Annotated in this window: 21 protein-coding genes; 16 read left to right on the top strand and 5 right to left on the bottom strand. The window is 66.8% G+C overall.

From position 1 onward, the window contains the following. Window positions 1-84 precede the first annotated feature (84 nt). The 6 genes from PNO31109_RS08070 to PNO31109_RS08045 all read left to right on the top strand — a co-directional run bounded on the left by PNO31109_RS08070 (window position 85) and on the right by PNO31109_RS08045 (window position 8,873). Window positions 85-1,068, top strand: a complete 984-nt coding sequence (locus PNO31109_RS08070; protein WP_150555079.1) for a malate dehydrogenase — start codon at window positions 85-87, stop codon at window positions 1,066-1,068. Window positions 1,069-1,757: 689 nt separating this feature from the next. Next, a complete protein-coding gene (locus tag PNO31109_RS08065) occupies window positions 1,758-2,246 on the top strand; it encodes a hypothetical protein (RefSeq protein ID WP_150555078.1) in 489 nt (162 codons plus the stop codon). Window positions 2,247-2,468: 222 nt separating this feature from the next. Continuing rightward, window positions 2,469-5,174, top strand: a complete 2,706-nt coding sequence (acnA, locus tag PNO31109_RS08060; RefSeq protein ID WP_150555077.1) for an aconitate hydratase AcnA — start codon at window positions 2,469-2,471, stop codon at window positions 5,172-5,174. 241 nt (window positions 5,175-5,415) lie between these two features. Beyond that, entirely contained in the window at window positions 5,416-6,903 is a 1,488-nt protein-coding gene (locus PNO31109_RS08055) for a DNA-3-methyladenine glycosylase 2 (protein WP_150555076.1), read from the top strand. After that, window positions 6,900-7,463 carry a methylated-DNA--[protein]-cysteine S-methyltransferase gene (locus PNO31109_RS08050; protein ID WP_150555075.1) on the top strand — a complete coding sequence of 188 codons (564 nt, stop codon included), beginning with the start codon at window positions 6,900-6,902 and terminating at the stop codon, window positions 7,461-7,463. The genes PNO31109_RS08055 and PNO31109_RS08050 overlap by 4 nt, the downstream gene beginning before the upstream one ends. A 231-nt stretch (window positions 7,464-7,694) precedes the next feature. Beyond that, window positions 7,695-8,873, top strand: coding sequence for a DUF2863 family protein (locus tag PNO31109_RS08045; RefSeq protein ID WP_150555074.1), 1,179 nt, complete (start codon window positions 7,695-7,697; stop codon window positions 8,871-8,873). 25 nt (window positions 8,874-8,898) lie between these two features. Here PNO31109_RS08045 and trmB read toward each other — a convergent pair whose 3' ends face one another. Further along, window positions 8,899-9,585 carry a tRNA (guanine(46)-N(7))-methyltransferase TrmB gene (gene trmB / locus PNO31109_RS08040; protein ID WP_150555073.1) on the bottom strand — a complete coding sequence of 229 codons (687 nt, stop codon included), beginning with the start codon at window positions 9,583-9,585 and terminating at the stop codon, window positions 8,899-8,901. A 300-nt stretch (window positions 9,586-9,885) separates the two neighbouring features. Between trmB and PNO31109_RS08035 the strand changes: the two genes are divergently transcribed. Next, window positions 9,886-10,560, top strand: a complete 675-nt coding sequence (locus PNO31109_RS08035; protein WP_150555072.1) for a BspC domain-containing protein — start codon at window positions 9,886-9,888, stop codon at window positions 10,558-10,560. A gap of 151 nt (window positions 10,561-10,711) precedes the next feature. Here PNO31109_RS08035 and PNO31109_RS08030 read toward each other — a convergent pair whose 3' ends face one another. Further along, window positions 10,712-11,872 (bottom strand): M14 family metallopeptidase, encoded by a 1,161-nt coding sequence (locus tag PNO31109_RS08030; protein ID WP_150555071.1) that lies wholly within the window; start codon window positions 11,870-11,872, stop codon window positions 10,712-10,714. 66 nt (window positions 11,873-11,938) lie between these two features. After that, entirely contained in the window at window positions 11,939-12,718 is a 780-nt protein-coding gene (yaaA, locus tag PNO31109_RS08025) for a peroxide stress protein YaaA (RefSeq protein WP_150555070.1), read from the bottom strand. A gap of 47 nt (window positions 12,719-12,765) precedes the next feature. On the opposite strand from yaaA, the gene PNO31109_RS08020 reads away from it, so the two are divergent. Beyond that, window positions 12,766-13,287 (top strand): putative toxin-antitoxin system toxin component, PIN family, encoded by a 522-nt coding sequence (locus PNO31109_RS08020; RefSeq protein WP_150555069.1) that lies wholly within the window; start codon window positions 12,766-12,768, stop codon window positions 13,285-13,287. A gap of 79 nt (window positions 13,288-13,366) precedes the next feature. After that, window positions 13,367-14,560, top strand: a complete 1,194-nt coding sequence (locus PNO31109_RS08015; protein WP_150555068.1) for a pyridoxal phosphate-dependent aminotransferase — start codon at window positions 13,367-13,369, stop codon at window positions 14,558-14,560. A 140-nt stretch (window positions 14,561-14,700) separates the two neighbouring features. Here the strand turns inward: PNO31109_RS08015 and PNO31109_RS08010 are convergent, their stop codons facing one another. Beyond that, the gene (locus tag PNO31109_RS08010) at window positions 14,701-15,354 is read right to left on the bottom strand and encodes a glutathione S-transferase family protein (RefSeq protein WP_150555067.1); all 654 of its coding nucleotides are present in this window, start codon (window positions 15,352-15,354) and stop codon (window positions 14,701-14,703) included. 524 nt (window positions 15,355-15,878) lie between these two features. Here PNO31109_RS08010 and PNO31109_RS08005 point away from each other — a divergent pair. The 7 genes from PNO31109_RS08005 (at window position 15,879) to PNO31109_RS07975 (ending at window position 23,118) form a co-directional block, all read left to right on the top strand. Beyond that, a complete protein-coding gene (locus PNO31109_RS08005) occupies window positions 15,879-17,426 on the top strand; it encodes a 3-hydroxyacyl-CoA dehydrogenase (RefSeq protein WP_150555066.1) in 1,548 nt (515 codons plus the stop codon). Window positions 17,427-17,442: 16 nt separating this feature from the next. Beyond that, complete coding sequence (locus PNO31109_RS08000) at window positions 17,443-18,222, top strand: oxepin-CoA hydrolase, alternative type (RefSeq protein ID WP_150555065.1); 780 nt, start codon at window positions 17,443-17,445, stop codon at window positions 18,220-18,222. Window positions 18,223-18,304: 82 nt separating this feature from the next. Beyond that, on the top strand, window positions 18,305-19,060 hold the full coding sequence (locus PNO31109_RS07995) for a histidine phosphatase family protein (RefSeq protein WP_150555064.1): 756 nt from the start codon (window positions 18,305-18,307) through the stop codon (window positions 19,058-19,060). Between the two features lie 140 nt (window positions 19,061-19,200). After that, window positions 19,201-20,295: a phosphotransferase gene (locus PNO31109_RS07990; RefSeq protein ID WP_150555063.1), complete on the top strand. Its 1,095-nt coding sequence runs from the start codon at window positions 19,201-19,203 to the stop codon at window positions 20,293-20,295. Between the two features lie 73 nt (window positions 20,296-20,368). Next, window positions 20,369-21,604 carry an acyl-CoA dehydrogenase family protein gene (locus tag PNO31109_RS07985; protein ID WP_150555062.1) on the top strand — a complete coding sequence of 412 codons (1,236 nt, stop codon included), beginning with the start codon at window positions 20,369-20,371 and terminating at the stop codon, window positions 21,602-21,604. Between the two features lie 195 nt (window positions 21,605-21,799). Beyond that, window positions 21,800-22,492 (top strand): glutathione binding-like protein, encoded by a 693-nt coding sequence (locus PNO31109_RS07980; RefSeq protein ID WP_150555153.1) that lies wholly within the window; start codon window positions 21,800-21,802, stop codon window positions 22,490-22,492. 290 nt (window positions 22,493-22,782) lie between these two features. After that, window positions 22,783-23,118 carry a YegP family protein gene (locus PNO31109_RS07975; RefSeq protein ID WP_150555061.1) on the top strand — a complete coding sequence of 112 codons (336 nt, stop codon included), beginning with the start codon at window positions 22,783-22,785 and terminating at the stop codon, window positions 23,116-23,118. Window positions 23,119-23,317: 199 nt separating this feature from the next. Here PNO31109_RS07975 and PNO31109_RS07970 read toward each other — a convergent pair whose 3' ends face one another. Further along, a complete protein-coding gene (locus tag PNO31109_RS07970; protein ID WP_150555060.1) occupies window positions 23,318-23,773 on the bottom strand; it encodes a MaoC family dehydratase in 456 nt (151 codons plus the stop codon). Between the last annotated feature and the right edge of the window lie 9 nt (window positions 23,774-23,782).

Genomic DNA, 23,782 nt, shown 5'->3' with positions numbered 1-23,782 from the left:
GCTGTCAGCCTGGCAAAAATGCCACCCGGACGGCGAGCTTATCCTGAGCTTCGCAGGAATTTGTACACGTCTGGAGAGATTCTCATGGCAAAACCCGCAATGCGTGTCGCCGTCACCGGCGCCGCTGGCCAAATCGGCTACTCCCTGCTGTTTCGCATCGCCAATGGCGACATGCTCGGCAAGGATCAGCCCGTCATCCTGCAACTGCTCGACCTCCCGCAAGCTCAGGCCGCCGTCAAGGGCGTGGTGATGGAGCTGGAAGACTGCGCGTTCCCGCTGCTCGCCGGCGTGGTCGTGACCGACGACCCGAAGGTCGCCTTCAAGGACGCCGACGTCGCTCTGCTGGTCGGCGCCCGTCCGCGCTCGAAGGGCATGGAGCGCAAGGACCTGCTCGAAGCCAATGGCGCGATCTTCACGGTGCAGGGCAAGGCTCTGGACGAAGTCGCCAAGCGCGACGTGAAGGTGCTCGTGGTCGGCAACCCGGCCAACACGAACGCCTACATCGCCATGAAGTCGGCACCGAACCTCCCGAAGGAGAACTTCACCGCGATGCTGCGCCTGGACCACAACCGCGCCCTGTCGCAGATCGCCGCCAAGACCGGCAAGCCGGTTTCGAGCATCGAAAAGCTGGCCGTGTGGGGCAACCACTCGCCCACGATGTACGCCGACTACCGCTTCGCGACGATCGACGGCCAGAGCGTGAAGGCCATGATCAACGACGACGCCTGGAACAACGATGTGTTCCTGCCGACCGTCGGCAAGCGCGGCGCCGCGATCATCGAAGCCCGCGGCCTTTCGTCGGCCGCTTCGGCCGCCAACGCCGCCATCGACCACATCCACGACTGGGTGCTCGGCTCGAACGGCAAGTGGGTCACGATGGGCGTCCCGTCGGACGGCTCGTATGGCATTCCGGAAGACGTGATCTTCGGCGTGCCGGTGATCTGCGAGAACGGCAAGTACAAGCGCGTGGAAGGCCTCGAGATCGATGCCTACTCGCGTGAGAAGATGAACATCACGCTCAACGAGCTCGAAGAAGAGCGCGCCGGCGTGGCCCACCTGCTGGGCTGATCCCCGGGGATTTCGGCCCTGCGCGACGCCAAAAGCGTTGCAACGGGCCGGAACCGCGCCGGCGGCTTACCCCCGGTGCCGGCGCACCCCTGCCCCGCTCAGGCGTTTTTCCTGCAGAGTCGGAGCCACAGTGACGAAGAGAGTGACGAAATATTGCGCGGAACTCCGCGCCGTCGATCGCGCTATGACACTCGCACTTGCGCTTGCCATGCCCTACGTCGCGCCTGACGCATTCCTGGCCAAGCGAATGCCGCGCTGCCCCGCCGCCCGCCGCGCACCGCAGCGATCCCTGTCTGCCGGGATCACGCCACGTTCGTTTCGCCAGGGGTCCGGTCAACCGTTTCACCGGTGCGGTCCATCCCGCTCCTCGCATTTCGCCTCTGTTGCCGGTTTCGCCTCTTCTGCCGGTTTCGCCTCTTCTGCGGGTTTCGCCGGTTTTGCCTCCAGTTCACCCGGTATCTTCCGCTTCGCACCAGCCCTGCTCGCCGGCATCGCGAACGCCCGCGGTCCCCTGCGGCGAGCCGCCACGTTCCACACCGCAAACCGTGATGCAGCGACGCCGGTCCCTACCGCCGCCGCCCGCCGCGCATGCCCGGCACGAATTGAAAAAATTTGTACGGTAACGCCGAAGGACGCAGACTTCGTAAGATAATCTGCGCTTTTATTCGCCTACCGTTTGGAGACTCACTATGAAGAAGCTTTGCCTGACCGCGCTGGTTGCCCTGTGTTCCGCCGCCCTCGTGCCGGCCGCGTTTGCCGCTGACGCGACCAGCAAGACGACCACGAAGAAGGCCGCCCCGAAGAAGAAGGCGCCGGCAAAGAAGAAGGCGGCCGCGGCCGCCGCCCCGCTGCAGCCGGACGAAGGCTCGGAGCTGTGGAGCTGCAAGGAAAACAACAAGCTGTACATCAAGGGCGACATGAAGCGCGACCAGGTGCTCACGATGTTCTGGGAAGGCCGCAACTACAAGCTGCCGCGCCAGCAGACGACCACCGGCGCCGACCGCTTCTATGACGCCGCAAGCGGCATGGACCTCGTCGTGATCCCGGCCAAGGCGATGCTGTTCACGCACCGCGACGGCGGCAGCCGTCTGGCAGACGAGTGCATGACGCAAGCGATGTCGGAGCAAAACAAGCTGGCGCCGACCCAGTCGAACGAACTGATCAAGGTGACCAACTGAGTGCATGCCCGGTGGGCGCCGACCCAGTTCGCGTGATGCGCCAGCCGCTTTCCTGCCGCAGCTTCAGCATGACTTGCCGTACCCGATACGTCGATACGCCGATACGCCGGACCTCTGACGGACCGGCAGCGCAGCGAGCGCCCACACAAGCGCCCGTGCGATGCCGGTCCCGCTAACCGCATCACCACCGCTTCGTTTTTCTGTATCACTCAAGGAAAGATCATGGCCCACAACCTCCACAAAACGCTTAAAGAGTTCAAGCTCGGCGACAAGAAAGGCAAGTTCTACTCGCTGCCCCAACTGGGTAAAGCCCTGGGTGTGAACGTCGAACGCTTGCCGGTGTCGATTCGCATCGTGCTCGAGTCCGTGCTGCGCAACTGCGACGGCCAGAAGGTCACCGAAGAGCACGTCAGGCAGTTGGCCAACTGGAAACCGAACGCCGAGCGCGTCGACGAAATCCCGTTCGTCGTGGCGCGCGTGGTGCTGCAGGACTTCACCGGCGTGCCGCTGCTGGCCGACCTGGCCGCCATGCGCAACGTTGCCGAGCGTCAGGGCAAGAACCCGAAGCGCATCGAGCCGCTCGTGCCGGTGGACCTGGTTGTCGACCACTCGGTGCAGATCGATCATTTCCGCGAGAAAAAGGCGCTCGACCTGAACATGCAGCTGGAATTCCAGCGCAACAACGAGCGCTATCAGTTCATGAAGTGGGGCATGCAGGCGTTCGACACGTTCGGCGTGGTGCAGCCGGGCTTCGGCATCGTGCACCAGGTGAACCTGGAGTACCTCGCACGCGGCGTGCACAGGAAAGACGACGTGTACTACCCCGACACCCTCGTGGGCACGGACAGCCACACCACGATGATCAACGGCATCGGCGTGGTCGGCTGGGGCGTGGGCGGCATCGAAGCCGAAGCCGGCATGCTCGGCCAGCCGGTCTACTTCCTCACGCCCGACGTCGTCGGCGTGGAACTGACGGGTCGCCTGCGCGAAGGCGTGACGGCCACCGACCTGGTCCTCACCATCACGGAGATGCTCCGCAAGGAGAAGGTGGTCGGCAAGTTCGTCGAATTCTTCGGCGAAGGCACGGCGAGCCTGGCGCTGCCGGACCGCGCGACCATCGCGAACATGGCCCCGGAATACGGCGCCACGATGGGCTTCTTCCCCGTCGACGAGAAGACGATCGACTACTTCAAGGGCACGGGCCGCACCAAGGAGGAAATCAACGCCTTCGAGTCGTATTTCAAGGCCCAGAAGATGTTCGGCATTCCGGGGACCGACGAAATCGACTACACGAAGACGCTCAAGCTCGACCTGGGCACGGTCGCGCCGTCGCTGGCCGGTCCGAAGCGTCCGCAGGATCGCATCGAAATCGGCAACGTGAAGTCGACGTTCAGGGACCTGTTCACCAAGCCGGTCGCCGAGAACGGCTTCAACAAGACCGAGGCGCAGCTCGAGACGACGTACAAGACCGCCAGCGGCATCGACGTGAAGAACGGCGACGTGCTGATCGCCGCCATCACGTCGTGCACCAATACGTCGAACCCGAGCGTGCTGCTCGGCGCCGGCCTGCTCGCCAAGAAGGCCGTGGAAGCCGGCCTGACGGTCGCGCCGCACATCAAGACGTCGCTTGCCCCGGGCAGCCGTGTGGTGACCGAGTATCTCGAAGCGGCCGGCCTGCTGCCGTACCTGGAGAAGCTCGGCTTTGGCGTGACGGCCTACGGCTGCACGACCTGTATCGGTAACGCCGGCGATCTGACGGCCGAACTCAACGAGACGATCGTGAAGAACGACATGGTCGCCGCTGCCGTGCTCTCGGGCAACCGCAACTTCGAAGCGCGCATTCACCCGAACATCCGCGCCAACTTCCTCGCCTCGCCCCCGCTGGTGGTTGCCTACGCCATCGCCGGCAACGTCACGCGCGACCTGATGACCGAGCCCGTCGGCAAGGGTCACGGCGGCAAGGACATCTATCTGGGCGACATCTGGCCGAGCAGCGACGAAATCCACAAGCTGATGAAGTTCGCGATGAACGCGAAGGTCTTCAAGTCCAACTACGACTCGGTGAAGGCGCCGAGCCCGCTGTGGGCCAAGATCAAGGGTTCGAAGGGCGAAGTCTACAACTGGCCGGCATCGACCTACATCGCCGAGCCGCCGTTCTTCGAGGGCTTCACGATGGAGCCGAGCGCCGACATCAAGCCGATCCACGGCGCACGCGCGCTGGGTGTGTTCGGCGACTCGGTCACGACCGATCACATCAGCCCGGCCGGCTCCATCAAGGAAACGTCGCCGGCGGGCAAGTGGCTGCTGGAGAACGGTGTGCTCAAGGCCGACTTCAACAGTTACGGTTCGCGTCGCGGCAACCACGAGGTGATGATGCGCGGCACGTTCGCCAACGTGCGCATCAAGAACCTGATGATCCCGCCGAAGGCGGACGGCTCGCGCGTGGAAGGCGGCCTGACGATCCACCAGCCGAGCGGCGAACAGCTCTCGATCTACGACGCGGCCATGAAGTATGTGGCCGAGAACACCCCGACGGTGGTGTTCGGCGGCGAAGAGTATGGCACCGGCTCGTCGCGCGACTGGGCGGCCAAGGGCACGCAGTTGCTCGGCGTGAAGGCCGTGATCGCACGCTCGTTCGAGCGCATCCACCGCTCGAACCTCGTCGGCATGGGCGTTCTGCCGCTGCAGTTCAAGGGCTCGGACAGCGTGCAGTCGCTGGGCATTACCGGCGACGAGACGTTCGACATCGAAGGGCTGACGGCCGACATCAAGCCGCAACAGGACGTCACGCTGGTGATCCATCGCAAGAACGGCGAAACGCAGAAGGTGCAGGTGCTGCTGCGTATCGATACGCCGATCGAAGTGGATTACTACAAGCACGGCGGCATTCTGCCGTTCGTGCTGCGCCAGTTGCTCGCGGCTGCCTGAGCGGCAATTTCGCGCAATCGCAACGGTTGCCGGGCGGCGCGAATCCGCCGCCCGGCAACTACCGACAAGACCCGGCCGCGCGCCGGGTCTTGTCGTCTCCGGCCTCTGGCGGGGCTCGTTATCTCCCGATTCAATGGCGCCACGCCTGTCATGTCCGAAAATGACTAGCGTCTCGCGAAACGCACGCGTAGAGTGAGGCCATGTTTTCTTCGCCCGCCCCCGCACTGCCGGGCCCCCTTCCATGACCCTCGACCCCGAAGTCTGCTACAAGGCGGTCTGCGCCCGCGACCGGCGCTTCGACGGCTGGTTTTTCGTCGGCGTCTCCTCCACCGGCATTTACTGCCGGCCGGTGTGCAACGTGCGCACGCCGCGCTTTGAGAACTGCTCGTTCTACGGCAGCGCCGCCGGCGCGGAAAAGGCCGGCTTCCGGCCATGTCTGAAATGCCGTCCCGAACTCGCGCCAGGCGCCGCGCGCATCGACGCCACGCGCGAACTCGCCGACGCGGCGGCCGCCATGATCGACGAGGGCTTTCTCAATCGCGCCGGGCTGCCCGCGCTTGCCGCGCGCATCGGCATCACGGAGCGTCACCTGCGCCGGATCTTCGCGGACGAATTCGGTGTCTCGCCGATCGAATACGCCCAGACGCAGCGCCTGTTGCTCGCCAAGCGCCTGCTTACCGACACGGCCCTGCCCGTGACGGAGGTCGCGCTCGCGGCGGGCTTCGGCAGCGTTCGCCGCTTCAACAGTCTGTTCAAGGACCGCTACGGCTTCGCGCCCGGACGCCTCCGTCTGAATGCGCGCCACGCCGCGCTGCCCGACGGCGACCTCGTCTTCCAGCTCGCCTATCGCCCGCCGTTCGCGTGGCACGCGCTGCTCGATTTCCTGGGGGACCGCGCTATCGACGGCGTCGAACTGCGTGACGGCGACGTCTACACGCGCACGCTCAACATCGACCGTCCGGACGGGCAGACGATCTCCGGCTGGTGCCGCGTCGCGCCGCTGCCCGAGCGGCACGCGCTGCAGGTGACGCTACCCCCGGCGCTGGCCAGCAGCGTGCCGCAAGTCCTGGGCAAGCTTCGTCACCTGTTCGACCTGGGCGCACGCCCCGACATCATCGACGCGCATCTCGGCTCGCTCGCGCGAAACACGCCGGGGCTTCGCGTGCCCGGCGCGGTGGACGGCTTCGAGATTGCCGTGCGCGCCATCGTCGGCCAGCAGATCACGCTCAAGGGCGCCCGGCGTCTGCTCGGCCGCCTTGCCCGGCAGTTCGGCACGCCGCTCCCCACGCCCGTGCACGGACTCACGCACGCCTTCCCGAGCGCGGCGCAACTGCTCGCCGTTCCCGCCGAAGCACTGGGTGAAGCCGGTATCATCCGCAGTCGTGTCGCGGCCATTCACGGCGTGGCGCAGGCGATCGTCGACGCACGGCTGCGTCTGGATCCGCTCGCGCCGCTGGAAGCGAGCGTCGCCACGCTGCTGTCGATCAAGGGCGTCGGCCCCTGGACGGCCCAGTACATCGCCATGCGCGCCCTCGGTTCGCCCGACGCGATGCCCGCCGACGATCTGGTGCTGCGTCAGGCGCTGGGAGCGCCCGACGGCCGCGCGGTGGCCGCACGCACCGCGCGCTGGGCGCCGTGGCGCGCCTACGCGGCGCTGCACATCTGGCGTGCGGCGGCTCAGGGACCGGCGGGTCAGCCGGTCGGGACTTTGCAGGAGGCGTGTGCATGACGCGTTACGAAACGTATTACGGCAGTCCGCTCGGCGAGATGCTGCTCGTCGCCGACGGCGACGCTCTCACCGGCGTGTATTTCTCGCATCAAAAGTACTTCCCGCGCGAGAACGACGTGCGCCGTGACGGCGATGAGCTCGAGGTGCTCAAACGCACCCGCCAGCAGCTCGACGAGTACTTCCACGAGGGGCGACGCGTCTTCGACCTGCCGCTGTCCCCGCAAGGCACGCCGTTCCAGAAGCTGGTGTGGGCCGAGCTGCTGCGCATTCCGTTCGGCGAGACGCGCAGCTACGGCGATCTCGCGCACGCGCTGGGCGACGTCAACAAGTCGCGTGCCGTGGGCGCCGCCAACGGGCGCAATCCGATAACGATCATCGTGCCGTGCCACCGCGTGATCGGCGCCGACGGCACGCTTACGGGCTATGCAAGCGGTGTGGAGCGCAAGCTCGCGCTGCTCTCGCTCGAAGGCGCCGCCCTGCCCTCGGCACATGCCGCGACAACCACCGCGACGCGCCGCACGCGACTCTCGGCGCCCGCCAACCTTGCGTTCGACTTCTGAGGCCGCCCGCCGCGTTTGCCTTCGCCGCGCCGCGCCTCGCCCGATCGGGCCCGATTGCCTCCGATTGCATCCGATTGCGCCCTCCCTTTCGCCCTCCCTTTCGCCCTCCCTTTCGCCCTCGCGCTGGGCCGCGCGCGGCGGCGCCGCGCGGGGTCCGACGTACACATCCCGTCCTTCGGGTTCACGCATGCCGTACAATCGTGAGTTCATGTGTTTCTGCTTCGCAAGACTATGCGCTCACGCACCGCCAAACGACTGACTCCCGACGCCGAAAAGCTGGTCGGCCACGCACTCGCGCTGGCCGCCTCGGGTAGCCGCATCGAAGACCGCTTCTGGGAAGCGCAGCTCGACACGCTGCTCACGCGCGTGCTGCGCACGGGCAACCAGCCCGCCATCGACGCCGCCCTCGATCATCTCCAGGCCAACCACAGCGAGGCCTATGGCGCGCTCGCCGACCTCATCGAATCGCAGAGCGAGTCTGCCGAGCCCGAAGCCGAAGACCAGGTCTGGGACGGCCTGCTCGTCGCCATCCCGATTCTTGCGTGGACGCGCTACGCCATTCCCTCGGGTCCGGTCAAGGCCGACGCGCTCATGCCCATTCGCGCCCATCTGCACGCTCACGTGCTGGCCGAGTCAGCCCGCGTCGCGATTTCGCCCTACCTCTACAGCATCGACCAGCTGCCGCGCACGCACTGCGAATCGTGGAAAGTCACGCAGCAGCTCGTGCGCGCCGCAGTCGACAACGCCGAAGTGAAGCAGCCCGGCAACGATCTGCCCGAAACGGCGCCGATCCTCGCCGATCCGCGTTTCCTGCTCACGGCCGTTGCCGTGCCCAGGGGCGCGCCGATGTTCCGCTGGCAAGAGGAAGGCGCGCGCCATGCCGAGCGCGGCCAGTGCCAGGAAGCGTGGTCCGCGCAAGGGGGCCCGAATCTCAACGCGCTGCTGCCCGGCTGCGAGATCGAATGCCTGCTGCCCGACGCGTATTACGCGAGCTGCCGTGAAGCGGACGAGCGCATCCGTCCGCACACGGTCCGCACGGCGCTGCGTTATCTGGAAGACGTGCTCACGCTCACGCCGCAGGAACTGCGCGCCGTGGTCGCCGGCTTCGGGGAGCAGAACATCGACGAGTACCGCATCGGCTTCACGCAACGGGGCAGCAACGACGTCATCTACGGCGTGGTGTGGCCGCTCTACGGCCGCGAGAACGGCGAAGTGGAGGGCGGTGCGCTCGACGAAGTGACGGACCTGCTCAAGGCGTGCGGCGTCACGGAGATTCGCAAGCATCCGGGGCGCTTCGATCCCGAGTATTGCGACGACTGCGGCGTGCCGCTGTATCCGGATCCCGTGGGCGAAGTCGTTCACGCCGAAATGCCGGAAGACGCCGAGCCGAGCCGCCCGCACTTCCACTGAGCATGCGCGGCGCGCGCCGCGTCCGTCACGTCGCCGGCAGCGTCACCATGCACCGATACAGGCCGTGTCCCGACGCGAGGTACTTGCGCTCGAACGGCGTCATGGCGTCGGCCTCGTTCGCCGGCGCATACGCCTCGACGTCGGGCCGCACGCCGCTCAGCAACTCGACGGCCTGCGCGAACTCGTCGACGTAGACACCCCAGTTGCTGCGGCATTCGAGCACGCCGCCCAGCGCCACCACCGTCGGGAACACGGCGTGCGCATGCCAGCGGCGGGCGAGCTGCCCGATCTTCGGCCACGGATTCGGATAGAGAATGTAGTGCCGCGCGGGACGAATGCCCGCGTCGTGCAACTGCCGCCAGAAATCCACCAGGTCGGCGCGCACCCAGACGAAGTTCTCCGGCCACGCCCCCTCCCACCAGTCCTTGCCGCGCACGATGCGGCTCTCCGATTGATCGACGCCGATGACGAAGTGCTCGGGATACCGCGTGGCAAGACGCAGCGTGCTCTCACCCACGCCGCAGCCGGCGTCGATGATGAGCGGCGCCGCGCCCGCGTGGCGCCATGCCGCGATGGCTGCATCGAAGGCGCCCGCGCTGTAGGCGGCGAATGGCTTGCGGAACAGCGCGTCGCGATGACGGCTCACGAGCTGCGCGAGTTTCTCGTGCGGACCGGTTTGGGCGCTGTCGACGGTGCGTGAATTGGCGAACATGCGGCAAGGTGAGAACGTCGCACGGCGTGCGCGCATGGTGCGCGGGCGCCGCAAAGGTGTGCATTGTAGCGCGCCGTAACTTTCTTCACGCGCCGAGCGACGTCTACGGGCTTGTGTGGCGGGCGTCAGCGGCTTTTTTTCGGTTAAGATGAGAGCCGTTTTGCCGCTGTGTTTCAAGATGCGGCGAAGCTTCTTCGCGAGCGGCGCGTGCCAGAGACTCACTGAATGAGTCGCCGCATGCCCGCATTGCTCTGCAATGCTTAGGGTCTGACCCTTGCGCCCCCGAGAATACGTCAAGCAATGTCGAATCGATTTCTTCAACGCGCCGCAGGTGTCGTGCTGCGAGCCGTGCGTCGGATCGCCGGTTTCGCCGGTTTCGCCGGTTTCGCCGGTTTCGCCGCCGTCGCGACGCCCGTCTGCCTGTCGGCCTTCACGGCCCCGGCGCAGGCCTTCACGCTCGAGCAGCACCGTGCGCTGGTCGAGCAATTCATCAACACCCGTCATGCCGATCCGCTCGTCGCCGATTGCGCGGCGCATGCGAGTTTTGTCGTCGCGACGCTACCCGGCTACGAGAGCGTCGAATACGCCGACAACGCGCTCGACCCCGAGCATGCGAAAGTCGCGCCGTGGTCGGGTCCGTTCGACGATCGCAAGCAGCGCGTCGACGTGACGCAGATGGTCGAGCTCGACGGCATCGGCAAACGCACCACCGGACAAACGGACAAGATCCACATCCGCTGCGGCTACGCCGACGGCCGCATGATGGGTTTCGACTATACGTCGCCGCTGCCGCAGGTCGAGCAGCCGGTCAAGCGCTCCGCACGCGGCACGCGCGGCAAGGCGTCGCACGCCGCGGCCAGGTCGGGCAAGCGCGGCGCCACCGCGAAGTCCTCGGGCGGCAAGTCGACGGCAAAAGCCGCACCGTCGAAATCGGGCACCGCCAAGAAGAGCACCGCGAAGAAGAAAGCGAACTGAGCCATCGCAGACCGCCTTGGGTGAGCGAAGCATGGCGCATGACGCATGACGCATGACGCATCGCGACGCGTCGTGCGAATCGCGCCGCGCCCGGCTGCACGGCCGCAGGGCCGGCAGGGATGGCAACGGCGGCGACGGCCGCTGCCGGGACTTACCGCTCAGCCTGCGCCTTGTCGGCCTGCAACTGCGACCCGATGGCGGCAAGCATCGACGCTCCCAGTGCGGCGCTGCGCGCGCCGCTCCAGCCCACGCGCGCGTCGGGCCGGTTGGCGTTGTCCTTGAATGGCATCTCCAGCGTGAGCGAGAGACAGCCGAAGCGGTGCGCGACCCATTTCGACGCGAGCTTGAGCGACTCCGCGCCGTGCTTGCCGGGCGGATAGCCGAACCTGTCCTGGAAGTCCAGGCTCGCCGCCTTGAAGCGTTCGCCAAAGGCCTTCTCGCGCGCGAGAATCGCCTCGCTCGCCCATTCAACGCCTTCGTTGCCCGCCAGGAAGACGTATGGCAGTGCCTCGTCGCCATGGATGTCGAAGAACATGTCGCAGCCGATCGACTCGATGGCGGCCCGCACGTGGTACACCTCGGGGCTGCGCAGCGGATCGGGTTCGAGCCACTCCCGATTGAGGTTCGCGCCGGCGGCGTTCGTGCGCAGGTTGCCGCGCGCAGCGCCGTCAGGGTTCATGTTCGGCACGACATGGAACACGGCCTCGTCGAGCACCGCGGCAGCCAGCGGATCGCCCGCCCAGTCGCCGGCGCCGAGCAAACGGCGCAACAGGCCTTCCACGAACCACTCGGCCATCGTCTCGCCGGGGTGCTGTCGCGCAATCACCCAGATATTGCGCTTGCCTTCACCGGGCTCGCCCACGGTGAGCAGCGTCATGTCGCGCGCGTCGATCGTCTGGCCCAGCGAGCGCGAACGCACGCGAGGCGAGTTCTGCGCCGTGCCGAGCAGCGCCAGATGGCGCTCTTCGGGGTAAGGCTCGAAATAGGCGAGATATACGCTGTCGTGCGCCGGAGTAAATGCCACGGTCATGACCTGCCCGTCGTAGGTCGTTGGCACCCGGAACCAGTCCACGCGGTCGTACGACGCGACGGCGCGGTAGTTTTCCCAGCCGCGCGGGTACGATGTCTGTCCCGCATTGTCGAACACGATACGACATGGCTTGCCGCCCACGCCCTGCACCCGGAAGTGGAACCACTGGGCGAACTCCGCGGCGCCGTCTTGCGGCACGCGAACGTGAATGTCGTCGGCGCGCTCGGCGCTCACCACGTGAATGGCGCCGCTATCGAATCTGCTGCTGATCTGAACGGTCATGACTCGTCTCGCTGACAAAAAATGAAAAACCCCGGGACAGGCCCCGGGGCTGGTGGTTGGCTGGCCTCAGGCCACGCGACGGCGAAACACCCACAGCGAGTCGTTCGAGACGCTGTCGTCGAAGGCATAGCCCTCGCTGTCGAACGCCTTGAGCTGCTGCACGTCGGTCACGCCGCGCTCGATCGCGTAGCGTGCCATCAGGCCGCGCGCCCGCTTGGCGTAGAAGCTGATGATCTTGTACTTGCCGCTCTTCCAGTCCTCGAACACCGGCGTGATCACGGGCGCCTCGACCAGACGACGCTTGATCACCTTGAAGTACTCCTCCGAGGCGAGGTTCACGAGCACGCGGCGCGTCTGCGGATGCTCGGCGAGCGCCGCATTGATTGTCTGCGTCACCCGATCGCCCCAGAACGCATACAGGTCGCGGCCCCGCTTGTTCGCGAAGCGCGTGCCCATCTCGAGCCGGTAGGGCTGGAGCAGATCGAGCGGGCGCAGCACGCCATACAGGCCGGACAGGATGCGCAGGTGACGCTGCGCGAAGTCGAGTTGCGAGGCGCTCAGGCTGCGGGCCGACAGGCCCTCGTAGACGTCGCCGTTGAAGGCGAGCACGGCCTGCTTGGCGTTGGAGGTATCGAAGCGGGTCGTCCACTCGGCGTAGCGCGTGACGTTGAGTGCGGCGAGCTGGTCCGAGATGCTCATGAGCGAGCCGACCTGCGCCGGGCTCAGTTCACGCAGGCCTTCGATCAGTTCGGCCGCATCGTCCACGAATTGCGGCACGGTGTGCGTGCTCACGTGCGGCGGCGTTTCATAGTCGAGCGATTTGGCCGGCGAGAGAACAATTATCATATTGGGTGCAGCGTTCCTGCAAAAACGTGAAACCGCCATTCTATCCAATGCTTCAAAACGCTGTTGCCACGCCCGCGGACCGGGCCTTCGCCGAACACCTCGCGAGCCTCGCCACGCCCGCGCGCGTGGTGCTCGACACGAACGTCTGGATCGACCTCCTCGTCTTCGACGATCCCGTCGCACGACCGGTGCGCGAGGCGCTCGTCGCCCGCCGTCTCACCGCGCTCATGGCGCCGCGCTGCCGCGACGAGCTCGCCATCGTGCTGACCTATCCGCAATTCGCCTCGCACGAGATCGACAACGACGCGGCCCTCGGCTGGGTCGACATGCACACACTGCCGATTGGGCCGATGCCCGCGTCCGGGGACATCGCGCCCGCCGCGCCCCTGCCGCTGTGCCGCGACCGGGACGATCAGAAATTTCTCGAGGCGGCGCGCGATGGCCAGGCCCATTGGCTCGTCAGCAAGGACAAGGCGGTGCTCAAGCTGCGTAGCCGGGTGGCACGCCAGTTCGGCTTTCGGATCGTGACGGCAAGCGCCTTCGCGTCGCTGCTGACGGCCGCCGCCTGACCCGGCGCGCCCGCAGATCCGCCGCACCAGCGGTAGAATGGCGGTCTGTTGATCGCTGCCGATGGCTTGCACCGTCCAAATGAACGCGCCCCACCTTACTCCCGCCGCTTCCTCCCCTGCACTGAGCGCTCCGCCGCTCGCCTCGCGCCTGCCGAACGTGGGCACCACCATCTTCACCGTGATGTCCGCGCTCGCCGCCGAGAAACAGGCGGTGAATCTCGGCCAGGGCTTCCCGGACTTCGCGTGCGATCCGAAGATCGTCGACTCCGTCTCGCGCGCCATGCGCGAAGACCACAACCAGTACCCGCCCATGGCCGGTGTGCCCGCGCTGCGCCAGGCAATCGCCGACAAGATCGGCAAGCTCTACGGACAGCGCTACGACTGGAACACCGAGATCACGGTCACGGCCGGCGCCACGCAGGCGCTGCTCACCGCGATTCTCGCCACGGTGCACCCGGGCGACGAAGTGATCGTGTTCGAGCCGACTTACGACAGCTACGTGCCTTCCATCGAGCTCGCCGGTGGCAAACCGGTGTATATCACGCTGGAGGCGCCCGAGTTTCGCATCCCGTTCGACAAACTCGCGGCGGCCATCACGCCACGCACCCGTCTGATCCTGTTCAACACGCCGCACAACCCGAGCGGCACCGTGTGGCACGAGCGCGATCTGGCCCAACTCGCGCAGATCGTGGCCGGCACCGACATTCTGCTGATCTCGGACGAGGTCTACGAGCACATGGTGTATGACGGCAAGCGCCACGAGAGCGTGGCGCGGCATCCGGAGCTGGCACGTCGCAGTTTCATCGTGTCGAGCTTCGGCAAGACCTATCACGTAACGGGCTGGAAGGTCGGTTTCGTCGCCGCACCGGCCGCGCTCACGGCGGAATTCCGCAAGGTGCATCAGTTCAACGTGTTCACGGTGAACACGCCGATGCAGGTCGGTCTGGCCGACTACATGCGCGATCCGGCGCCCTATCTCGAGCTCTCGGGTTTTTATCAGAAAAAGCGCGACCTGTTCCGCGCCGGTCTGGCCAACACGCGCTTCAGGCTGCTGCCATGCGAAGGCACATATTTCCAATGCGTGGACTACAGCGCGATCAGCGACATGAGCGAAGGCGACTTCGCGCTGTGGCTCACGGGCGAAATCGGTGTGGCGGCCATTCCCGTGTCGGCCTTCTATCACGAGCCGCATGAGTCGGGCGTGGTGCGTTTCTGCTTCGCGAAGCAGGACGACACGTTGCGCGAGGCGCTCGCGCGTCTGGCCAAAATCTGAGCCATGCCTTCGCGCGTGGCGTGATACGCACGGGCACGGCGTGCGGCATGCCGGCGTCCCGCGGAAAAAAGGGAGGGCCGCCATCGACCGATGGCGGCCCTTTTTTTCCCGGCGTTGCGAGCCTCGCGAACGCTGGTGTTTCAGCCGGCCTTGGCCTTCTGCGCCTGCTGATAGGCCTTCTGCTCGGCGCGCATGCGCTGGAACGACTCGCGCTCGGCGAGTTGCTTGCCATACGCCTTCCAGTCGATGCCGGCCGATTGCAGAAAGTCTTCGCCATACACCGCCTGCGTGGCCATGCCCAGGATCGGCAGATGGATGCCGGCGGCGATGTCCGCCATGGTGAACGTCTCACCCGCCACGTAAGGCGAGAATTTCGCGAGACGCTTGAACGCCACGATGTTTCGGCGCAGCAACTTCTCCGTGCGGTTGCGCGTGCCCTCGGAGACCGTGCCGCCGAAGAACGCCTGCGTGTACAGTTCGCGCACGACCAGTTCCAGATGCAGTTCCAGCATCGTGAGCAGTTCCCGCTCCTTGGCCTGACGCCATGGATCCCGCGAGAACAGCGCCGGCGCCGGATGCGTCGCCTCCAGGTAGTCGCAGATCACCTGCGACTCGGCCAGATAGCCGTGTTCGGTCTGCAGATACGGCACCTTGCCGAGCGGCGAGCACTGCAGCACCGGCTCGTCCTGGCACGGAATCGACTCGACTTCTTCGAAGGGCACGCCCTTCTCGTACAGCACAACCTTGACCTTGTTGTAGTAGTTGCTGATGGGAAATCCGTACAGCTTCAACATGATGTCTCCCTTGCGTCACGGCGAGCGACAGCGCGTGCGCAACGTTCGTAATGCGTCCCGGGCACTGCGTCGATGACGGCAGCGGCGTCGATGGCCCTCGCCGCGCGGCTACGGAGCTCCGTAACGTCTGCGATGTCCATAATGTCCGTAATGACGAACGGCAGTCCGCGCACGATGGCTACCCGGAGTGTACCGGCATCGCGCTCGCAAGCGTCAATCGCCGAGCGGTCGCGGCGTCCCGAATTCCAAGATGGCCATCGCCTCGCTTGCCGCGCGCCGACCGCGCAGCGGAACAACGGCTGGCAGGCGGCACGAGATCGGCGACAATAGCCGCAATGCGCCAGGGGCACCGGTTTGCATCACAGGCGGTCTCGCCAGGAAATTCATTTCCCGACCGACCGGTCGGACGATAGAATGACGCCATGGCCGCGGCGCCGGAAGCCGGGCGTTGCGCCGGGGCCGGACGTCGTCTGCGCGCGCGGCCCCGGCCACACTACCGACACCACAACTTCGAGACACTCCGAATGACTGCATCTTCCCCGACCGCTACCTCCGCCAGGGCCATCGATGTGCTGGGCATCGTCGGCGCCGGCGCCATGGGCCGTGGTATCGCTCAGATCGCGGCGCAGGCCGGCTTGCGCGTGAAGCTCTACGACACCAACGCGAGGGCCGTCCAGAGCGCGCTGGACGCGTTGCGCGAGACGCTGGACAAACTCGCCGCCAAGGGCAAGATCGAGGCGTCCGGCGTCGAGGCGACGATGAGCCGCCTGCAAGCCTGCGCCACGCTCGAGGAGCTCGCGGATTGCCATCTGGTGGTCGAAGCCATCATCGAGAAGCTCGACGTCAAGCGAGACCTGTTCCGCTCGCTCGAGGCCATCGTGGCGCCCGACGCGATTCTCGCGTCCAACACGTCGTCGCTCTCGATCACCGCCATCGCCGCCGCGTGCGAGCGGCCGGAGCGCGTGGCCGGCTACCACTTCTTCAATCCGGTGCCGCTCATGAAGGTGGTCGAAGTCATCGATGGCCTGCGCACGGCGCCCGAAGTCGGCGACGCCCTGCTCGCCCTTGGCCGCCGCATGGGCCACACGGCGGTGCGCTGCAAGGACATGCCGGGCTTCATCGTCAACCATGCCGGGCGTGGCATGAACACCGAAGGTCTGCGCGTGGCGAGCGAGGGCGTGGCCAGCTTCGCCGACATCGATCGCATCCTTCGCGAGCAGGCCGGCTTCCGTCTGGGCACGTTCGAGCTGCTCGACCTGACGGCACTCGACGTCTCGCATCCGGTGATGGAGTCGATCTACCACCAGTTCTACGAGGAAGCGCGCTTTCGCCCGTCGCCGATCACGGCAGTGCGTTTGGCTGGCGGCCTGCTCGGGCGCAAGGTCGGCGAAGGCTTCTATCGCTATGTCGACGGCAAGCAGCAAGTGCCGCCCGAGGCGCCCGCGCCCGACGCGCTGCCCGCCAGCGTGTGGGTAAGCCGCGCCGATACGCGCGGCTTTGCCGCCGTGGTCGAACTGCTCGGCCAGACGGGCGTGACCCTCGAGAGTGGCGATCGCCCGTCCGCCGAGGCATTGATCATCGTCACGCCGCTGGGCCAGGATGCCACGACCTGCGCCGTCGAGCAGGGCCTCGACGCCACGCGCACGGTCGCTGTCGACACGCTGCTGCCCCTGGCGGGCGCCAGGCGCCACACGCTCATGACCACGCCCGTCACGGCGCCCGAGGCGCGCGACGCCGCGCACGCCCTCTTCGCGCACGGCGGCACGCCGGTGACCGTGATCCGCGACTGCGCCGGCTTCGTGGCGCAGCGCGTGATCGCCACCATCGTGAACATCGGCGCGGACATCGCGCAACAACGCATTGCCACGCCGGACGACATCGACCGCGCCGTCACGCTGGGCCTGGGCTACGCCAAGGGGCCGCTCGCGCTCGGCGACGCCGTGGGCGCCCGCCTGCTGCTCACCGTCCTGCGCAATCTGCAATCGTTCTACGGCGACCCGCGCTATCGTCCGTCGCCGTGGCTCACGCGCCGCGCACAACTGGGCGTGTCGCTGCTCACCGAAGAACAGTGACCCGGAGATTCGCCCCATGAGCGCCGAACTGCTTGCCGAACGCGTCGACCACACCCTGGTGCTGACGCTCTCCAACCCCGGAGCACGCAACGCGCTGCATCCGGACATGTACGCCGCCGGGGTGGAAGCCCTCGCGACGGCCGAACGCGACCCGTCGGTGCGCGCCGTGGTGCTCACCGGCGCCGACAACTTCTTCTGCGCGGGCGGCAACCTCAATCGCCTGCTCGAGAACCGCAAGCAGGATCCGTCGGTACAGGCCGCGAGCATCGACGCGCTGGCCGAATGGATCGAAGCGCTGCGCGCCTGTCCGAAGCCGGTCATCGCGGCGGTCGAAGGCGCGGCGGCCGGTGCAGGCTTCTCGCTCGCGCTTGCCTGCGACCTGCTGGTGGCCGCCGAGAACGCCAAGTTCGTGATGGCTTACGTCAAGGTCGGCCTCACGCCCGACGGCGGCGGTTCGTGGTTTCTCTCGCAGGCGCTGCCGCGTGCGCTCGCGACCGAGATCCTGCTCGAAGGCAAGCCGGTCGCGGCAACACGTCTGGCCGCCGCCGGCGTCGTGAATCGCGTGGTGGCCCCCGGGCAGGCTCGGGCCGAAGCGCTGAACTGGGCCACCGACCTCGCCCAGCTCTCGCCGAACGCCGTGGGCCGCATCAAGTCGCTCATCGAAAGCGGTGCGAGCGCCACGCTCACCGAGCAGTTGGGCGCCGAGCGCGACAACTTCGTGGCGTCGCTCCACCACGCCGACGGGCTGGAGGGGATCAGCGCATTCCTGGAAAAACGTCCGGCAAAATACATCTGACGAATCCGGCGGGGCGGCCACCCACGTCGGCACGACGGGCCCGCCCCACGCGAAGCGACCGCACTCTCAGGAGAATTGCCGCATGAGCTCTCTCGGCCATCTCGGCCCCGACGCAGGCCCTCTGGTCTTCACCCCGCCCCAGCGCCGGCGCATCTATCTCATGCGCCACGGCGACGTCACCTACTTCGACGACAGCGGCAAACCGATCGACGCCGACGCCGTCGCACTCAACGAGCTTGGACGCGCGCAGGCAAGCGCCGCCGGACGCGCCTTCGCCGCCGAGAACATCCGCTTCGACCGCGTGATCGTGAGCGGCCTGCCGCGCACGCGCGAGACGGCCGAGCGCGTGCTCGCGCAGACCGGGCAGCGGGTGGAGATCGAGACGTGGCCCTGCTGGCAGGAAATCCGCGCGGGCAACATCGCCGATTTGCCGCCGGCCGATCTTGCGCAGGCGTTCCTCGCCGCCTTCGATGGGCTCGTGCCGGAAGACACCCGCTTCCTGAACGGCGAATCCGTGCGCGAGCTGCTCGATCGCGTGGTGCCGCCGCTGGCCGAACTGCGCGCCGACCGCTCGTGGGATACGGTGCTGCTGGTGTTGCACGGCGGCGTGAACCGCGCGATTCTCTCGCATGCGATGCATCCGCTCGGGCGCCTGTTCCTCGGCCAGCTCGCACAGACGCCGGCCTGCATTAACGCGCTCGACGTCGGCGACAAGCCGGAAGACTGGGTCGTGCGGCTCGTGAATTTCGCGCCGCCGCAGCCGCTGCATCGCGACAACCGGCTTACGGTGATGGAGAAGATTTTCGCGTCGTTCGTGCGTTCACGGCAGCGCGGCTAAACGGGCATGGCCCGGTGGGCGCGGCGGCGACGCCCGTCGCTGCGCAGGCGCGCCGCGCGAGCGCGCACGGCAAGACCCGAATTACCCGCAGCAGTCGAGACACTTCCGATCAACGCAGCACCGGAAATGCAGGAGACAGCATGGCCGAGGCGCTTCCCCAGGACTTTTCCGCGTTTGCGGGCGAGCGGCCGATCGAGGGCCGGGCGCCCTTCGACGCCGCCGCGCTCGAGCGCTGGCTCGCCGCCCACGTCGATGGCTTCGCCGGGCCGCTCACGGTCTCGCAATTCAACGGCGGGCAATCGAATCCCACGTACCGCCTGAGCACGCCAGGCGCCAGCTACGTGCTTCGCACCAAGCCGGCCCCGGCGGCAAAGCTGCTGCCTTCGGCGCACGCGATCGAACGCGAATACCGCGTAATGGACGCGCTCGCGCGCACGGACGTGCCCGTCGCGCGCATGCGCGGCCTTTGCGAAGACGAAGGGGTCATCGGCCTGGCGTTCTACGTGATGGACTTCGTGCCGGGACGCGTACTGTGGGACCCGTCGCTGCCCGGCATGTCGCCGGCCGAGCGCGGCGCGATCTACGACGAGATGAACCGCGTCATCGCCGCCCTGCACCGTGTGGACTACCACGCCATCGGCCTCGGAACGTATGGCAAGCCCGGCGACTACATCGCGCGTCAGATCGCCCGCTGGAGCAAGCAGTACCGTGCGTCCGAGACGGCGCGGATCGAGGCTATGGACCGGCTCATCGAATGGCTGCCCGCACACCTGCCGTCCGACGCCCCCGAGCGCACGACCATCGTGCATGGCGACTTCCGGCTCGACAACCTGATCTTCCACCCGAGCGAGCCGCGCGTGCTTGCCGTGCTTGACTGGGAACTCTCGACGCTGGGCGACCCGCTCGCGGACTTCAGCTACCACTGCATGGCGTGGCACGTCAGCCCCGGCGTGTTTCGCGGCATTGCCGGGCTCGACTGGGCCGCGCTCGGCATTCCCGACGAGCGCGAGTACGTGGCCCGCTACAGTGCGCGCACCGGCAGCCAGCCGCCCGCACAATGGGACTTCTACCTCGCCTACAACATGTTCCGCATCGCCGCGATCCTGCAAGGCATCATGAAGCGCGTGAGCGACGGCACGGCCGCGAGCCAGCAAGCGCACGACGCCGGCAAACGCGCGCGGCCGATGGCGGAGCTGGCATGGGAGTATGCGCGGCGCGGCGGCGCATCGCGCTAACCGATATCGGCCACCAATACCGCGGGCCAATATCGTTGACCGATATTGCCAACGGTTCTCGAACGGAGACGTCATGGATTTCAGCTACAGCCCGAAGGTCGAAGCGCTGCGCGCCCGTCTGAATGCGTTCTTCGACGAGCATATCTTCCCCAACGAGCGCCGATACCTGGAGGAGATCGAGATCGCGCGCCGGCAGGGCGACGCGTGGCAGCCGTCGCAGGTCATCGAACGGCTCAAGCCGCTCGCCCGGCAGGCCGGACTCTGGAACCTGTTCCTGCCCGACTCCGGTCGTGGCGCCGGTCTCACGAACGTCGAATACGCGCCGCTGTGCGAGATCATGGGACAGGTGCCGTGGGCCCCCGAGGTGTTCAACTGCAACGCGCCGGACACCGGCAACATGGAGACGCTCGAGCGCTACGCCACCGAGGCGCAGAAGGCGCAGTGGCTCGAGCCGCTGCTGCGCGGCGAGATTCGTTCGGCGTTCCTGATGACCGAGCCCGATGTGGCGTCGTCGGACGCGACCAACGTGCAATGCCGGATCCGGCGTGACGGCGACGAGTACGTCATCAACGGTCGAAAATGGTGGTCGACGGGCGCCGGCGACCCACGTTGCGCCCTGTTCATCGTGATGGGCAAGACCGATCCCGATGCGCCCAGGCACGCCCAGCAGTCGATGATTCTGGTGCCGGCCGATGCCACGGGCGTATCGCGCGTGCGTCCCCTCACGGTCTTCGGCTACGACGACGCGCCGCACGGCCATATGGAGATCGTGCTCGACGACGTGCGTGTGCCCGCCTCGAACATTCTGCTCGGCGAGGGACGCGGCTTCGAGATCGCGCAGGGGCGGCTCGGGCCGGGGCGCATCCACCACTGCATGCGCCTCATCGGGCTGGCCGAGCGGGCGCTGGCGTTGATGTGCCGACGCACGCTCTCTCGCGTGGCGTTCGGCAAACCGATCGCGGCGCAGGGTGTCACGCGCGAGCGCATTGCCGAGGCGCGGTGCCTCATTGAACAGGCGCGTCTGCTCACGCTCAAGGCGGCGTACATGATGGACACGGTCGGCAACAAGGCGGCGCGTGCGCAGATCGCCATGATCAAGGTCGTCGCGCCGAACATGGCCTGTCAGGTGCTCGACTGGGCGATGCAGGCGCATGGCGCGGCCGGGCTGTCCGGCGACTTCCCGCTCGCCTACGCCTATGCCAGCGCCCGAACGCTGCGCTTTGCCGACGGCCCCGACGAAGTGCATCGCAACGCGATCGCCAAGCTCGAACTGGCGCGCTACGCCGATGCGGCGAACGACGGCCGCTGACGCCGACCCCGCGCCCGGCAGGGGTAAGCGTTCTGTGGTGTAATTTCCGGGCAGTTTTCCCGGGCACGCGACGCTCGCGTGCCCGGCCCATTCCGTTATCCGTGGTCGTCACCGTGCCGCTCGCCCGACGCGATTGCCGCGCGGCGCAGGATTGCCGAGCGGCGTCCGTCGACGTCCCCATACGAGGAGCCGCAATTGATTCAGGTCTATTCCTGGGCCACGCCCAACGGCCACAAAGTCCACATCATGCTCGAAGAGTGCGGGTTGCCCTACCACGCCCACGCCGTCGACATCGGTGCGGGCGACCAGTTCAAGGAAGCATTTCTCGCCATCTCGCCGAACAACAAGATTCCGGCCATCGTCGACGAGGACGGCCCGGACGGCAAACCGATCTCGCTGTTCGAGTCCGGCGCGATTCTGCTCTATCTCGCCGGCAAGACCGGGCGCTTTCTGCCCGAAGACGTGCGCGGCAAGTACGAGACGCTGGAATGGCTGATGTTCCAGATGGGCGGCGTGGGGCCGATGCTCGGTCAGGCGCACCACTTCCGCATCTACGCGCCCGAGAAGATCGATTACGCGATCAAGCGCTACACCAATGAGGCGCGGCGCCTGTACGGCGTGCTGGACAAGCGGCTTGGCAGCCACCCATACGTGGCCGGCGAGATGTACACCATTGCGGACATCGCGATCTGGCCGTGGCTGCGCTCGTGGAAGAATCAGGGCGTGGAGCTGTCCGACTTCCCCAACGTGCAAAAGTGGTTCGACGCCATCGAGGCCCGCCCCGCCGTGCAGCGCGGCATCAAGGTGCTCGCCGATGCGCGCAAGCCGCTGCAGGACGACAAGGCGCGCGAGATCCTGTTCGGCGCCACGCAGTACGCGCGGCGCTGAGGGGGCTCCTCGGCGCTTTCCTCTTGCGCGGGCCGGCGACGGGCCGGCGAGGGGAATTACCCGGCCGGCCCGCGCACATGGCGCGGCCGACCGCCGACCGGTTTACACTTCGAAACAAACTGCGGTTCCGTCGAAACGCCGGCGGTGCTAATCTAGGCGCAGTCCGCTCGGCACGCAGCCCCATGACGGGGACCGGGCGCCCCCTTCGACGCGCCGCGTGTCACGCCGCCGTCACCTTGCAGTTCGCAGTTCCTCGCCGCTGGCTTTTGGAAGATCCGGGAGATCCACATATGTCAGGCAAGTTCGAACTCAAGCGCAGCCCCAACGGTGAATTCCACTTTCAGTTGCTGGCCGACGACGGGCACGTCATTCTCTCCTCCGAGCCCTACAAGGCGCGCGCCTCGGCGCAGAACGGCATTGAGTCCGTGCGCAAGAATTCGGTCGAGGATCACCGTTTCGAGCGCAAGACATCCACATCGGGCCGTCCGTATTTCGTGCTCAAGGCACGCAACGGGGAAATCATCGGCCAAAGCCAGATGTTCTCGACGGCAGAGCAAATGGAGAACGGCATCACGCAGGTCAAGCGCGACGCGCCCTCGGCCTCGGTAAGCGATCTCTCTCACTGATCCGGCATCGATTTCGCGCGGCCTCGCGAACGGGTTGGGCGGCACTGCCCGACATTGCCCGACATTGCCTGACATTGCCCGACGGTGTGCCCGCGGCGGCGTGCAAGGCAAGCTCGCCGGCCGGACCGGCCGTCTTCCGATATTCGACGGGGAGGGAGCCCCGTGGCGGGCCGGACGGCCCCCGGGGGTATGACGAGGCTCAGCCCGAGCACTTCAGATACAGGCCCGTGCCGCGAAAGCGGCAGACTTCCTCGCCGTGTTGATTGGTCGCCGTCCATAGCTGGCGGACAATGCCGCGATCGGGACGGCTCTTCGATTCCCGCACTTCCAGCGTGCTGCTCGTGACCGTGATGGTGTCGCCAGGGCGTACCGGCTTGAGCCACTCGATCTGCTCGACGCCGGGCGATCCCATGCTCGCCGCGCGCGAGAGCAGCTTGTCGACATTGAGCCGCATCATGATGCTGCACGTATGCCAGCCGCTCGCCACGAGTCCGCCGAAATGCGACTGGCGCCCGGCGCCCTCGTCGAGGTGAAACGGCTGAGGGTCGAACTGCCTGGCGAAATGCACGATCTCGTCGGCGCTGAACGTGTACTCGCCGAGATCGAACGTGTCTCCGACAGCGAAGTCCTCGAAGTAGTACTCCAGCGTGGCCATCTCCGCCTC

The organism is Pandoraea nosoerga, from assembly GCF_902459585.1.
Lineage (GTDB): Bacteria > Pseudomonadota > Gammaproteobacteria > Burkholderiales > Burkholderiaceae > Pandoraea > Pandoraea nosoerga.
This window is presented reverse-complemented; position numbering and strand designations above follow the sequence as displayed.

Coding starts and splice junctions, on each gene's coding strand:
- PNO31109_RS08010 (WP_150555067.1), bottom strand. CDS start 15,354: ATGTTGAAGCTGTACGGATTTCCCATCAGCAACTACTACAACAAGGTC.
- PNO31109_RS08000 (WP_150555065.1), top strand. CDS start 17,443: ATGAGCGCCGAACTGCTTGCCGAACGCGTCGACCACACCCTGGTGCTG.
- PNO31109_RS08070 (WP_150555079.1), top strand. CDS start 85: ATGGCAAAACCCGCAATGCGTGTCGCCGTCACCGGCGCCGCTGGCCAA.
- PNO31109_RS08055 (WP_150555076.1), top strand. CDS start 5,416: ATGACCCTCGACCCCGAAGTCTGCTACAAGGCGGTCTGCGCCCGCGAC.
- PNO31109_RS08015 (WP_150555068.1), top strand. CDS start 13,367: ATGAACGCGCCCCACCTTACTCCCGCCGCTTCCTCCCCTGCACTGAGC.
- PNO31109_RS08035 (WP_150555072.1), top strand. CDS start 9,886: ATGTCGAATCGATTTCTTCAACGCGCCGCAGGTGTCGTGCTGCGAGCC.
- PNO31109_RS08005 (WP_150555066.1), top strand. CDS start 15,879: ATGACTGCATCTTCCCCGACCGCTACCTCCGCCAGGGCCATCGATGTG.
- PNO31109_RS07995 (WP_150555064.1), top strand. CDS start 18,305: ATGAGCTCTCTCGGCCATCTCGGCCCCGACGCAGGCCCTCTGGTCTTC.
- PNO31109_RS07985 (WP_150555062.1), top strand. CDS start 20,369: ATGGATTTCAGCTACAGCCCGAAGGTCGAAGCGCTGCGCGCCCGTCTG.
- PNO31109_RS08065 (WP_150555078.1), top strand. CDS start 1,758: ATGAAGAAGCTTTGCCTGACCGCGCTGGTTGCCCTGTGTTCCGCCGCC.
- yaaA (WP_150555070.1), bottom strand. CDS start 12,718: ATGATAATTGTTCTCTCGCCGGCCAAATCGCTCGACTATGAAACGCCG.
- PNO31109_RS08045 (WP_150555074.1), top strand. CDS start 7,695: ATGCGCTCACGCACCGCCAAACGACTGACTCCCGACGCCGAAAAGCTG.
- PNO31109_RS07975 (WP_150555061.1), top strand. CDS start 22,783: ATGTCAGGCAAGTTCGAACTCAAGCGCAGCCCCAACGGTGAATTCCAC.
- acnA (WP_150555077.1), top strand. CDS start 2,469: ATGGCCCACAACCTCCACAAAACGCTTAAAGAGTTCAAGCTCGGCGAC.
- PNO31109_RS08020 (WP_150555069.1), top strand. CDS start 12,766: ATGCTTCAAAACGCTGTTGCCACGCCCGCGGACCGGGCCTTCGCCGAA.
- PNO31109_RS07990 (WP_150555063.1), top strand. CDS start 19,201: ATGGCCGAGGCGCTTCCCCAGGACTTTTCCGCGTTTGCGGGCGAGCGG.
- PNO31109_RS08030 (WP_150555071.1), bottom strand. CDS start 11,872: ATGACCGTTCAGATCAGCAGCAGATTCGATAGCGGCGCCATTCACGTG.
- PNO31109_RS07970 (WP_150555060.1), bottom strand. CDS start 23,773: ATGGCCACGCTGGAGTACTACTTCGAGGACTTCGCTGTCGGAGACACG.
- PNO31109_RS08050 (WP_150555075.1), top strand. CDS start 6,900: ATGACGCGTTACGAAACGTATTACGGCAGTCCGCTCGGCGAGATGCTG.
- trmB (WP_150555073.1), bottom strand. CDS start 9,585: ATGTTCGCCAATTCACGCACCGTCGACAGCGCCCAAACCGGTCCGCAC.